A 12,982-nucleotide genomic window follows, 5' to 3' on the forward strand; every position below is an offset into this window, starting at 1 on the left:
ATGAATCAAAGAAGAGCTGGCGCCATCTTATCCTACATATCCATATTTGGTAATATTCTAGTGGCGATTTTATATACACCGTTCTTCATTAGAACGCTCGGCACTTCTGAATATGGGTTGTATAATTTGGTTTTATCCTTTTTAGTTTATTTGAACATTATGGATTTAGCGTTCGGTAACACGATCGCCAAATACTTATCACAAAACAGAGTCAAAGGTTCAAAGGCACAAGAGGCACGTATCTTAGGTAATATCTTAAATATTTACTTTTTGTGTTCCTTATTAGTCGGTCTGATGGGCTTGGTTTTGTATTTGAATGCTGAAGCGGTATTCGGCAATGCATTAGCACCTCAACAATTATCAGAACTGAAATTGATGTTGATTTTTATCATTATCAATATCATGATTTCATTTTATCCAGGTATTTTTAATGGTATTTTACAAGCGTATGAATACTTTGTGATTGCGAAGAGTATGTTGCTGATCCGAGTGATTATGCCTTCTATCATTGCGACACCGTTCTTATTGATGGGATTTGGCGCAGTTACGATTATATTGATTACGTTAATTGTCAATTTTGCGTGTCTGTTCTTAGGCATGATTTTATGTCGACGTCATGTATCGATACGCTTTGATTGGAAAGGTGCATTATCGTTTAATCATTTAAAACAACAGAAACAATTGAACGTGTATTTAGGTTTAGTTTTGTTTTCTATTGCGATTGAACAATTGACGTTAAATTCTGGTCAAATGATTTTAGGTGCGATTAACGGAACGGTTGCGGTTGCGATTTATGTCATCGCTGTACAGTTCGTAAAAATCTTCCAACAGTTTGCGACTTCTATTAATAATGTGACCTTCCCAGGATTCTCAATGTTAGTGGTAGAAGGTGCAAGTAATGAACGTTTACTTCAACAGATGGTACGCATCAGTCGTATTCAATTGATTGTATTATCGTTTATCTTATCCGGTTTTGTGATTTTCGGTGAGAACTTTATTGTGATTTGGGCAGGACAAGATTTCAGACCTGCGTACCTTATGACGGTAATTTTAATGTTTACGATTACTTTCCAACTATCACAGTTGCCGGCAGTCAGCATTATTCAAGCACATAATCGTCAAACGTTTCGTTTTATGGCTTTAGCAATTACCTTAGTATTAGCCATGATCAGTGCGGTCATTTTAGCACCGAAGTATAGTGGTTACGGTGTTTCACTTTCTATCGCAGCGTTCAGCTTTATCGGCTATACACTGATTATGAATGTATATTATCACCGTAAAATCGGTTTGAATATGTATCGTTTCTGGTTTGAGATGAGTAAAATATGGTTGCCGATGATAATCTCTACAGTCATTTACTATTTTATTTATCAATGGATTGCGCAACTCTTAGGTAAAGGGTTAGTCGTGCTAGGTATAAATATTATCGTTTATGTTATTTTGTATTCTGTCGTGTTGTGGACAGTCATTATGAACCAAAGCGAGCGACAAATGGGTATGCAAGTAATACAGCGCTTTAAACGTGCGTAAATATAACTATGAAAATGTTAAAAAGAATAAATACAAACAAAGACGCTATTCAGTCAGAAAAACCTGAACAGCGTCTTTGTTTACTTTTTAAGTAAAGTGAGACATACATCTATTAAATGTAGGTGATACACACTATAAATCAGGCCGGAAATAAAGACAGCCAATGTTACAGCGAAGAGTGCAGTTTGAATCCATGAGCGCTTCATAATCGTAATAGCTTTAGTTTTAGCATTCCAAATAAAGTTGAAGCGGTTGAAATAAATCACGAACAGCACAATCAAGGTATAAAAGATAGATGATATCAATACCATTTGAATTAAGCCGGGTAATATCATGCGATCGGACAATTGTATAAGACTTTGAATTTTAGAGATAAAAACTTGTGGTTTCGTTTCTCCGAATAAATCGAACCACCAATCTGTAAATTTGATTAAGAAACTGCCGAGAAACATAAGTAATAATAATGTACATGCATTCAAAGTAGTCAGCCAAGCACGACGACCTGGCACAGCAGTGAATGTTAAACGATGCATTAAAATAGCGTGAACTACTAATAAAACGATACCTATGCCAGAGGCGAGCACACCATATTCTATTGCGAAAAATGTGTGGTACATATTCGTCTTTAAGGCATTAGGTTTTCCTAGAAATAGTAACAATAAGCCAATGATGAAGCCGTTGATAAAGAGTGTATAAAAAACAAACGTACTCAAACAAACTAAAATACGTCGATTACGACGAATCAATATTAAATCTAATAGGGTAAATAACAGTCCAATTGTTAGATACAAGATGATTTGAATCATGATGATAAGTGTTCTCCTTCTTAAAGGTGATAAATCACGTTGTGTTAATAATTAATAATTTTACTATTGAAGATAGAAATTGTCAGTAAAAAAATGAAGTGAGTGAAAATATTATTAAATGACGTATGTTTGATGAGGTATAAAATGGTATGTTTTCTAATTATAGATTATGATGACAATCATATAATTAAAGTGTATTATATGCTTAACACAACAAGGAGAACAACATCATGAGGATTATTAAGGAACACCCATATTGTTTTGTATATGGATTATTAGTGCTTTTTTATTTTGTTTTTGCGGCGATTGTTCCGCTTGCGCAAGATGACTGGGGTTGGTATATACATGGCTACAACCAATGGTTCAATGAACATTTTAAAAATTTAAACGGTCGATATTTCGGTAATATTTTAGAAATTTTAGCAGTGAGAAGTCTGTTATTACGCATGGTAGTGTATGCGCTAGTTTCATTCTCCATACTTTGGATAGTATTGAAATTCGCAGATAAAACTAAAAGTACAGCTTATATATTAATCGCGTTTATAATGTTACTGCTAATGCCCGCTTCAATCTTCAAACAAACTTATGCGTGGTATGCAGGATTTAATAACTATGTCACAAGTGCCTTATGTGCATTAGTAGTTTTATTATTTGTTTTAAAAACACTGCATAATCAAGAAAGAAAAACACAATGGTCACAACGTATTGAATTAGTATGTTTCTATACCGCATGTATTGCCGGACAGTTATTTATGGAGAACGTCACACTTTATAATATTGCGATTACCGGTTTAGGGTTACTTGTATATTTAGTAATTTATCGCAAAATCAACTTGAAATTATTGATAGGATTCTGTTTAACATGGATAGGCGCGATTATTATGTTTACAAATCCTAACTACATGAATATTTTAGCGGGTAATAGTTCATATCAACAAGTCGGTTCTAATACCTCGATGTATGATAAAGTCATTCAAACGTTATTAAAAATCATTCCGTATTATGGCTACTTCCAATGCGCCATATTTTTAAGTGTTTTAGCTGTGGTTCTACTCATTATTTTATATCGCAGTCCGAAATTTTTAAGTTTGTCACTAGTGTATAAAGCGATAATAACAGCAGCTTTGGCATTCTTTACTGTTTATAAATACTTTATCTATGAACCTTTTGATTTAGATGCGATGAAACACATTCCATGGATTGCAGGTCTGAATTACTTAGCGTGTTTGATCTATTTCTGTGCAGTCGCAGTAGGTCTCTATTTTATTGGTTTATCTAAGAAGTCATTATTGACGACATACTTTAGTTTAGCTTCGATTGTGATTGCGACCATGCCTTTATTAGTCGTTGCGCCTGTTGGACCAAGAAATTTCTACTTTATGTATGTGTTATGGTTGATTATTTTATTAATTGTACTTAAACAGTTGCCTTTACCGGAAAGACGTACCAGTCTCATTGCGGGTAGTATCGCACTAGTCGCAGTAATCGTGTTTATGAGTGCTTTTTCATTCATGAGTTATGCGAATACACAACGGATTGCGAAAATAAAAGAAGAAGCAGCACATGTCTCTAAAGATGACGTTATTATTGTAGAAATGTTGCCATTTGATGTGTATACCCAACATTCCTCACCATGGTCGGTAAGAACACAGAGAATATTTAAACAATATTTTGGTATACCTCAAGAAGCACGATTAAAATTCGTACCTTATGGTCAAAAATATTTACAACCGAAAGTACAGAAGAAAAATAAATGAAATCACAAAAAAATCAGAACAACTTCCAATTGTGAAGCTGTTCTGATTTTTTGTTTTAAAGTATTTTCCATCGCTATTCTGACTTAACTTTAATGTTGAGTAATTGATTGAACATCTTGTCCAGCGAATCAGGATTATCAATCGCATTTGAATAGTCGGCACAAAGTTTATGTTCATCGTAAGTCCAATCACCGATAGCGGTAATTGCTGATTCAAAGACACGAGCAACTACTTTGATCGGAGGGTTGCCAGGGACTTCGATAATATCTGCATTGTCTATGATGTCTTGACGTATTTTTTGGAAGAAGATTGCGGTCACAGTTTCCATAAATTGTTGATCATGACGTTGTTTAATATCAATTTTTTCAATAGGTTTATCAAAGAAAGAACTTAAAGCTTTAAAAGGTGCTTCAATACGCTCTCGAATATCCTTTTCGAAATAATCTTTAGTCAAATTCGTAATTAAGTAAGATAACAAGTCATATTTATCGTAAAAGTGTTTATAGAATGTCGTACGGTGAACCAATGCTTTATCACATATCATATTAACTGTAATGGCAGAGAATAATTTTTCGCTTAATAAGTTGAACAAGGATTCGGATAAAGCACGTTTTGTTTTAATCACACGTAAATCATTGGGATTCATGTTTGGCACATCTCCTTTTGTTAAATATATATGATAACAACTCGATTTCAGTATAGAACTATCAGTATAAATAAACTACTATGTAGATTAAACTATACTGTATGTTTGGTGGAGAGGCAAATATTTTAACTTGAGTATGAATAAATTTAATTTTTCTGTTTTACTTATTGTTTAAAGTGTAAATATAGAAATGATATAATTTTTTCTAACAAATTTTATGAAATGGGGTTTAGGGTTGATTTATACTGTTACATCAACTTTGCCTCCGAATCATGGAGGAAGAACGAAAGCATTGTTGAAGCGAATTCAATTTATTGACGACACATTAGGTATTAAACAAACTATTTTAACGACCAACTACAATATTGAGTACCCAGAAGTATTGGCTGATTTTAGAGAAAAAGGTATCTTAAACGAAGGTACACAAGTCATTAATCTCTATGATTGGCTTTCTGGCTATAATCTATTTAACATTCCAAAGTCGACTTTTAAGAAAGAAAAGAAATATAAAGCACAACCTGTGGCACTTTCTGATTACACAACACGTACGAATAAAAAAGGGGACGTCGTACGTTATTATGACAAGGCTGATGAAACATATTTACTGTATCGTAAATTTTATGAGGATTCAGAAGTAGTCCATTTTGAAGATGTGATGACGCCTGGAGTTAAACATAAAGTCATCCGTTATGAATACAACACTTATGGTTATCTGCATAAGAAGACTTACTATGCAGCACGTAAAAACATGAAGTTGAGTGAGACGATGTATGATTTAGACGGAAATGTGTATTGTCAAAAATGGTTTGAAGAAAATAAGCAAGGCAAACCAGAAGCGACGTCCATTTTGATATACCGCGAGGGACGTGTGGTAAGAAGTTTTACGCACGATAAAGCATTGTTTGCGTATTTTTATAATGAGATATTTAAAGATGGAGATATTGTGTTTAATGATGCACGTTTATTAGATGAACCATTAATTGACAATCAACATGCGATTAAACCTGTCATTGTCTTCCATAGTTCTCACTTATCCGGTGATAATATTAAAGGTTCATATCGCTTTGCGATAGATCATCACAAGCAAGTTTCGGCGTATATTGTGCTGACAACTCAACAAAAACAAGATATTTTAGCACAATCAGATATTCCAGAACAAAAAATTCAAGTCATTCCGCATTTCATTGAACCCAGTACGTTACCTGAACAAGAACGTAAAAATCAGTTTGTGTATTTAGGCAGGTTCTCAAAAGAGAAACGTATTGATCACATTGTGAAGGCATTTAAGTTATTTAAAGCTAAAGATTATGAGACGAAACTGAAATTATATGGCGGTGTTTCTGACTCACAAGAAGATGAACTTAAAGATTTAATTTCTAAAGAAGGTCTGTCAGAAGATGTAGACATCGAATCCTTTACTAATCATCCACAAGAAGTTTTCCGTGAATCACGTGCTTCTATTTTAGCAAGTACACATGAAGGATTCGGATTATCTATGATGGAAAGTATCAATGAAGGTTGTCCGGTTCTTGCGTATGATATTCGTTATGGGCCAAATGAAATCATTGAAGCGGGTGAGAATGGGTATTTAATACCTACAGGTGATATCGAGGCTTTAGCACAGGCGATGGAGCGTATCATCAACCATCCATTGAAGCATGTGCACACACGTCAATCATTAACACCAAAAGCCGCCCAACATCATTTCGAACAGTTATTTAAAACGTTAATATAAATAGAGTAATACACCTTTTATTATTTTTCCAAATTAGTAAGACGATGATAAAAAAGTAGATTTAGTATATAATTGTTACGGTTTCTTATTTGGTTTGCTGAGAAATTAGCAGTACAATAAGAAAATGTGGAAAACAGAGATATAAAAAGTAAGGAGATCACAATCATGAATGAATTAACAGTCATTATCACATACTACAACTCAGAAGATTATATTCAAGCTTGTATCGAAAGCTTGAAGCAACAACGCAATCAAGATTTTAATGTGATTATAGTCAACGATGGATCAACAGATGGTTCTCAAGCACTTTTAGAAGACACCTTAAAAAACTATGATAAAAAGGTTGAAGTGATTAACTTTGAACAAAACCAAGGGCATGCGCATGCGCGTAACGTCGCAATGTCACATGTAGAAACACCGTATTTTATGTTTTTAGATGCGGATGATGAATTAGCTTCTTATGCGATTCAATTCTATTTAAAAACAGTGAATGGTCTAGATGCCTTAATTGCACCGATTAATAAGTTTACACTCAATCAACCGCAATACATCGATCAGAATAAAATTAGATTGGAATATATGAACGCTGAGACAAACCCTAATTCATTCTTAAGAAAAAATACGGCTTGTAACATTTTATTTAAAACAGCAATCGTACACGCGCATCAACTTCAATTCGATGAGGCATTGAAAACGTATGTCGACAATTCTTTTGTAGTGGATTATCTGACATATGCAGAACGCTTTGTGCGTATTTTAGGTTTCCCGTTCTATTTCAGAGGAGAGGTTTATGATCCTTTTGAAACAGAACAACTGACACAACAAGCGTTCGACCAATTATTTGAAGATTACGCTGATGCTTATCTGCATACTGTGCAGAAAGTGAAAAATAAAAAAGTCCGTCAATTTATGACGCATAAAATGGCAAGTATGATTCGTAACGGTTTTGACCCTGCGAATAAACAAAATGCTTACCACTATGCACAACATCAAGACACACTTATTCAATTAGCTCAAAAATTGAAATGGCATCTCTTACAAGAAACAGATGGCGGTTCATTGTTTAAAGTAGAAATGTTGGCGTTAATGTTTAATCAACCTGACGCCGCAATTGCGATCAACAAATACAGAGGCATGTTACGTCATGTGAAGAATGTTGTGATGCGTAATAAAAATAAAAACCGTTCTATGTATCAGTTAACAGATGCGCCAGAAAATGTTTCTAACAAAACAATTGTTTTTGAGACATTCGGCGGTAAAAACTATAGTGATAGTCCAAAATACATTTATGAATATATGCAGAAATATTATCCGTACTATAACTATATCTGGGTATTAAAGAACCCGGCTAAAACTTATGTTCCAGGTAATGCGACTAAAGTGAAAAAAGGTTCGAAAGCTTATTATGAAGCTTATTCAAAAGCACATTACTGGGTTACGAACGCCCGCACGCCGCTTTATATCAATAAGAAAGAGAATCAAACGTATATTCAAACATGGCATGGTACGCCGTTGAAACGTTTGGCGAATGATATGAAAGTGGTACGTATGCCAGGGACAACAACGCCCGCATATAAACGTAATTTCAGAGAAGAGACAGAACGTTGGGATTATTTAGTATCACCGAACCGTTATTCTACTGAAATTTTTGAGTCGGCCTTTTGGATGGATAGAGACCGTGTCTTAGAAATCGGTTATCCAAGAAATGATGTGCTTGTTAATCGTCAAAATGATACTGAGTATCTTAAAGATATTCGAGAGAAGCTTAATATTCCTAAAGATAAGAAAGTCATTACTTACGCACCTACATGGCGTGATGATGAGTTTATTAAAAAAGGACAATACTTATTCAATCTTAAAATCGACTTAGATAATTTATATAAACAATTAGGTGATGACTATGTCATTTTATTACGTATGCATTATCTGATTGCGAATGCTTTAGATTTATCTGGTTATGAAAACTTTGCGATAGATGTATCTGATTATGATGATGTCTCAGAAATCTTCTTGATTTCAGATGCATTGATTACAGATTATTCATCTGTGATGTTCGACTATGGTATTTTAAAACGTCCACAGTTCTTCTTTGCGTATGATATTGAGAAATATGGTAAAGGTTTACGTGGCTTCTATATGGATTACCATAATGATTTACCAGGACCAATTTTCACAGATGCGCACAAACTTGCTGAAAGCTTAAAAGACTTACCGAAAGTACAAGCAGAATATCAAGATAAGATTGATGCATTCTACAATCGTTTCTGCAGTATCGAAAATGGTAAAGCATCAGAATATATTGGTGAATTGATTCATCAAGGTATTGAAGAAAAAGAATAATACGTTAACACGCAAAAGTAGCCTTTAAAGAGACTGTTTTTGCGTGTTTTTCTTTTAACAGGCTATAGTAAGAGAGAGGTGAACATTATGGGACAAACCAAACAAAAGGTGATTTATACTATCGGTCATTCTGATCATGATAAAGAAACATTTCTTGAAATGTTGAAACAATATCATGTTGAAGTCTTAATGGATATCAGAGCCTTTACGAAGAGCCGTAAACATCCGCAATTTAAAGACGACAATATGAAGTCATGGTTGAAAGAAGCGGGGATTGAGTATCAAACTGACCAATTTCTAGGTGGACGCAGACAACCCAGTGAAACAGTGGGACGTACTTTGAATAGTGGTTGGCAAAACGAGTCTTTCCATAACTATGCGGACTATACATTAACAGACGACTTCAAAGAAGGGATTAAAAGATTAACAGAAACAGCCCAAAACCAAACGACAGCCTACATGTGTTCAGAACATCATCCAGCACGTTGTCATCGTCTGATTGTCAGTAATTATTTAGCTGCACATGGTTGGGACGTGTATCATATTATGCAGAATAATAAAGGTGACATTATTGCACAACCACATAAGTTAGGACAATGGGGTGCGATGCCAATTATTGAAGATGATGGGGAAGTAGTATATCCGAAAAAAACAGATTGACATATATAAATGAATGAGGTGTTTCTTTTATGAATCAGAACAACATATTGAATCAACAACAAGTTAGAAGAAAATGAACAGACAGGCCGCGCCTGTCTATTTTTTATGAAAAAAATAAAAAATTGCTGCAATTGTGTGGCAATCTTTTATAAAAAATGAGATCCTGCTTATAAGTAATGAAATATTGATATGAGCGGAGGATACATATGAAAAAGTTAGTCAGAGTCGTAGGTGCAGTGATTGAACATCAAGGTAACATTTTATGTGCACAACGCAGTGAACAAATGAGTTTACCGTTATTATGGGAATTTCCGGGCGGTAAAATTGAACAAGGTGAAACAGATATTGAAGCGTTAAAACGTGAAATTCAAGAAGAAATGAAATGTGATTTAGCAGTGGGTGAGAAAGTCACGACGACTACACATGAATATGATTTTGCGATTATCGAGCTGACAACGTATCGTTGTACTTTACAAGAAACGATGCCGACATTAACTGAACATAGCCAAATTAAATGGTTAGCCCCTAAAGCGTTACACCAATTAGAGTGGGCACCGGCAGATATTCCGGCAGTCGACTTGCTTGTTGAACAAGGGTAATGCCTATGGAACATTTAATTGAAGACTTAACCCAGTCGCTTCATAAAGGCTTTATTGATCGTTCTATTGTGCATCAAGGGCACCATGTGCCGAAATTGTTGCTGAATAATCAAGAAGAAAATGTGCTCGCAACGCTCATCGATGAACTAGAGAAATGTCAGTCCTTTATGATTTCGGTTGCTTTTATTACGCCGAGCGGTCTCCAAAGTCTGAAGTCACATTTATATGATATGGCACAACGTGGTGTTAAAGGCAAAATATTAACTTCCAATTATTTAGGTTTCAACTCCCCAAAAGTGTATGAAGAGCTGATGAAGTTAGACAATGTTGAAGTCCGTGTAACAGATGTCTCAGGCTTTCATGCGAAAGGTTATATTTTTGATCATGACGCCTATTCTACGTTAGTTGTGGGGAGTTCGAATTTAACTTCTAATGCTTTGAAAGTTAATTATGAACATAATATTTTATTATCTTCTCATCAAAATGGTGATTTAGTCCATAAAGTGAAAGACCAATTCAATGGGTTATGGGAAGAGAGCACTCCTTTAACAGAAGCTTGGATTGAGGCGTATCGTGAGGTTTATCAACCACAAATGACACAACGGTTGTTTGAAGAAAGTCAGAAACAAACGTTGTTGGAAAATAAAATACATGAAGCGGTTAAAATTGAACCGAATTTAATGCAGGTAGAAGCGTTAAAAGGTTTGGCAGAGATGCGTGCACAAGGTGAAAATAAAGCATTGATTATTTCTGCGACAGGGACAGGTAAGACGATTATGTCTGCGTTAGATGTCCGTGCATTTAAACCTAAACGTTTTTTATTTGTTGTGCATAGTGAAACCATCTTAAATGATGCATTGGCAGCTTATCGTAAAGTGTTGGCAGATGAAAATGAAGCGGACTTTGCGAAGTTGACGGGGACTGAGAAGAATTTGGATGCGAAGTATCTATTCGCGACTGTACAAACAATGTCGAAGCCTGACATTTATCAACAGTTTGACCCAGCAGCTTTTGATTATATTGTCTTTGATGAAGCACATCGTTCAGCAGCACAAAGTTATCAAAACATCTTCCATTACTTTCAACCGAAATTTATGTTAGGGATGACCGCAACACCTGAACGAAGTGATGATCTCAGTGTCTTCGCGCAATTTAATCATAATGTTGCTTATGAAATTCGACTTCAGAAGGCATTAGAAAGTGATATTTTATGTCCATTCCATTATTTTGGTGTCTCAGATTATATTCAAGAAGGCCAAGTTGTGGATGATAACACACAAGACTTAAAATTCTTAGCGTCTGATGACCGTGTGAAATATATTTTAGAGAAAACGGATTATTATGGTTATTCTGGTGATGAATTAAAAGGGCTAATCTTTGTCAGTCGTAAAAAAGAAGCACAAGCTTTAGCACAAAAGTTAAATGCCAAAGGCATACCCACACAAGCTTTAACAGGTTCAGATTCACAAAAACAACGTAATGAAGTGATTCAACAGTTAAAAGACGGCAGGTTAAATTATATTATCACCGTAGATTTGTTTAACGAAGGAATTGATATTCCTGAAATCAATCAAGTGGTGATGTTACGGAGTACACAATCAAGTATTATCTTTGTACAACAATTAGGACGTGGTCTTCGTAAGAGTGCGAATAAAGATTTTGTGACAGTCATTGATTTCATTGGAAACTATAAAAATAACTATATGATTCCGATAGCACTGTCAGGTGACCAATCCCATAATAAAGATAGTTATCGAAAATTTATTTCAGACTATGCGCCATTAAAAGGCGTTTCAACAATTAATTTTGAAGAAGTTGCTCAAAAGAGAATTTTTGATTCGATTCAATCTGCGACTTTAAATAAGAAAACTATGATTTTACAAGCATTCAATGAAGTGAAAGCACGCATTGGTCGCACGCCAAGTTTAATGGATTTCATTCATCAACATTCGATTGATCCAGAAGTGATTCTTTCGAAGTATGGGAATTATGAACAATTTCTAGTGGAGAAAACAGATATTACGACAAGAATCTCTGAAAATGCCTCTAAGAATTTGACGTTCATTTCTCAAGAGTTAGCGAAAGGTTTGAAGAATACCGATTATTTAGCACTAGAGTTGTTGATGAGCCAAGATGAAAGTTTTGAACGTTTAGTTGAAAAACTTCAACATAGAGATAGTGAAATTGAAGAAGCGGATGTGCGTACCAGTTTGAAGGTATTAGATGAAACTTTCTTCAGCAAGAATATAGATAAAAGATATGGCACACCGATGGTTGAATGGGATAAAGAGACTAATCTTATCGGTCTTACTAAACCGTTTAAAATGAACTTGAAAAATGAAGCCTTTCGTCATCACGTCCATGATTTGATCGAAGTAGCCCAATATAAACATAAGCATGTCTATCAAAATCAAAATGACTTTATCTTGTATGAACGTTATTCGAGAAAAGATTTTGTGAAAGTGATGAACTGGGATAAAGATGAGTCTGCAGTTATTAACGGTTATAAACAAAAACATCATACATTGCCAATTTTCATTACGTATCACAAAAGTGAAGATATCAGCGACAATACAGCGTATGAAGATCAATTCATTAATCAAAATGAGCTGAAATGGTTCACGCGTTCACCAAGAAAGTTAAGTTCTGATGAAGTTCAAAAAGTAATGCGACACCAAGAACTCAATACACCAATGTATCTTTTCGTGAAGAAAGAAGACGGTGAAGGAACAGACTTCTATTATTTAGGTAAAGCACGCTTTATGCCGGGTACTGCAGCACAAACGAAGATGCCGGATGGCAAAGATGTAGTCACAATGCATCTTGCTTTAGATACGCCGGTTCGAGATGATATTTACCGCTATTTAGTTGAGAAATAAAGGCTCTATAATAAATTCGGTTGATGAGAT

General features: G+C 34.8%; 9 protein-coding genes. 7 read left to right on the top strand and 2 right to left on the bottom strand.

Going from position 1 to position 12,982, the window contains the following annotated elements; all coding sequences use genetic code 11:
* The gene (locus HMPREF3270_RS10325) at positions 1-1,530 is read left to right on the top strand and encodes an oligosaccharide flippase family protein (RefSeq protein WP_070626792.1); all 1,530 of its coding nucleotides are present in this window, start codon (positions 1-3) and stop codon (positions 1,528-1,530) included.
* A gap of 80 nt (positions 1,531-1,610) precedes the next feature.
* Here HMPREF3270_RS10325 and HMPREF3270_RS10330 read toward each other — a convergent pair whose 3' ends face one another.
* The gene (locus HMPREF3270_RS10330; protein WP_061055167.1) at positions 1,611-2,336 is read right to left on the bottom strand and encodes a hypothetical protein; all 726 of its coding nucleotides are present in this window, start codon (positions 2,334-2,336) and stop codon (positions 1,611-1,613) included.
* 230 nt (positions 2,337-2,566) lie between these two features.
* Between HMPREF3270_RS10330 and HMPREF3270_RS10335 the strand changes: the two genes are divergently transcribed.
* A complete protein-coding gene (locus tag HMPREF3270_RS10335) occupies positions 2,567-4,093 on the top strand; it encodes a DUF6056 family protein (protein ID WP_070848697.1) in 1,527 nt (508 codons plus the stop codon).
* A 73-nt stretch (positions 4,094-4,166) separates the two neighbouring features.
* On the opposite strand, the gene HMPREF3270_RS10340 is transcribed toward HMPREF3270_RS10335, so the two are convergent.
* On the bottom strand, positions 4,167-4,739 hold the full coding sequence (locus HMPREF3270_RS10340) for a TetR/AcrR family transcriptional regulator (protein WP_070848696.1): 573 nt from the start codon (positions 4,737-4,739) through the stop codon (positions 4,167-4,169).
* A gap of 217 nt (positions 4,740-4,956) precedes the next feature.
* Between HMPREF3270_RS10340 and HMPREF3270_RS10345 the strand changes: the two genes are divergently transcribed.
* From HMPREF3270_RS10345 to HMPREF3270_RS10365, 5 genes are all read left to right on the top strand, one after another.
* Entirely contained in the window at positions 4,957-6,474 is a 1,518-nt protein-coding gene (locus HMPREF3270_RS10345) for a glycosyltransferase (protein ID WP_083283798.1), read from the top strand.
* Positions 6,475-6,639: 165 nt separating this feature from the next.
* Positions 6,640-8,814 carry a bifunctional glycosyltransferase/CDP-glycerol:glycerophosphate glycerophosphotransferase gene (locus HMPREF3270_RS13635; RefSeq protein ID WP_002479996.1) on the top strand — a complete coding sequence of 725 codons (2,175 nt, stop codon included), beginning with the start codon at positions 6,640-6,642 and terminating at the stop codon, positions 8,812-8,814.
* Between the two features lie 87 nt (positions 8,815-8,901).
* On the top strand, positions 8,902-9,474 hold the full coding sequence (locus HMPREF3270_RS10355) for a DUF488 domain-containing protein (protein WP_023015597.1): 573 nt from the start codon (positions 8,902-8,904) through the stop codon (positions 9,472-9,474).
* Positions 9,475-9,680: 206 nt separating this feature from the next.
* A complete protein-coding gene (locus HMPREF3270_RS10360) occupies positions 9,681-10,073 on the top strand; it encodes a (deoxy)nucleoside triphosphate pyrophosphohydrolase (protein WP_002479994.1) in 393 nt (130 codons plus the stop codon).
* 5 nt (positions 10,074-10,078) lie between these two features.
* Entirely contained in the window at positions 10,079-12,952 is a 2,874-nt protein-coding gene (locus HMPREF3270_RS10365) for a DEAD/DEAH box helicase (protein ID WP_070848695.1), read from the top strand.
* The last annotated feature ends 30 nt before the right edge of the window (positions 12,953-12,982 follow it).

This window comes from Staphylococcus sp. HMSC65H10 (assembly GCF_001839185.1).
In the GTDB taxonomy this organism is placed as follows: domain Bacteria; phylum Bacillota; class Bacilli; order Staphylococcales; family Staphylococcaceae; genus Staphylococcus; species Staphylococcus simulans.

What these genes read in the sequence shown, in the direction of transcription:
- HMPREF3270_RS10330 (WP_061055167.1), bottom strand. Translation starts at nt 2,336, where the DNA reads ATGATTCAAATCATCTTGTATCTAACAATTGGACTGTTATTTACCCTA.
- HMPREF3270_RS10345 (WP_083283798.1), top strand. Translation starts at nt 4,957, where the DNA reads ATGAAATGGGGTTTAGGGTTGATTTATACTGTTACATCAACTTTGCCT.
- HMPREF3270_RS10335 (WP_070848697.1), top strand. Translation starts at nt 2,567, where the DNA reads ATGAGGATTATTAAGGAACACCCATATTGTTTTGTATATGGATTATTA.
- HMPREF3270_RS10355 (WP_023015597.1), top strand. Translation starts at nt 8,902, where the DNA reads ATGGGACAAACCAAACAAAAGGTGATTTATACTATCGGTCATTCTGAT.
- HMPREF3270_RS13635 (WP_002479996.1), top strand. Translation starts at nt 6,640, where the DNA reads ATGAATGAATTAACAGTCATTATCACATACTACAACTCAGAAGATTAT.
- HMPREF3270_RS10360 (WP_002479994.1), top strand. Translation starts at nt 9,681, where the DNA reads ATGAAAAAGTTAGTCAGAGTCGTAGGTGCAGTGATTGAACATCAAGGT.
- HMPREF3270_RS10340 (WP_070848696.1), bottom strand. Translation starts at nt 4,739, where the DNA reads ATGAATCCCAATGATTTACGTGTGATTAAAACAAAACGTGCTTTATCC.
- HMPREF3270_RS10325 (WP_070626792.1), top strand. Translation starts at nt 1, where the DNA reads ATGAATCAAAGAAGAGCTGGCGCCATCTTATCCTACATATCCATATTT.
- HMPREF3270_RS10365 (WP_070848695.1), top strand. Translation starts at nt 10,079, where the DNA reads ATGGAACATTTAATTGAAGACTTAACCCAGTCGCTTCATAAAGGCTTT.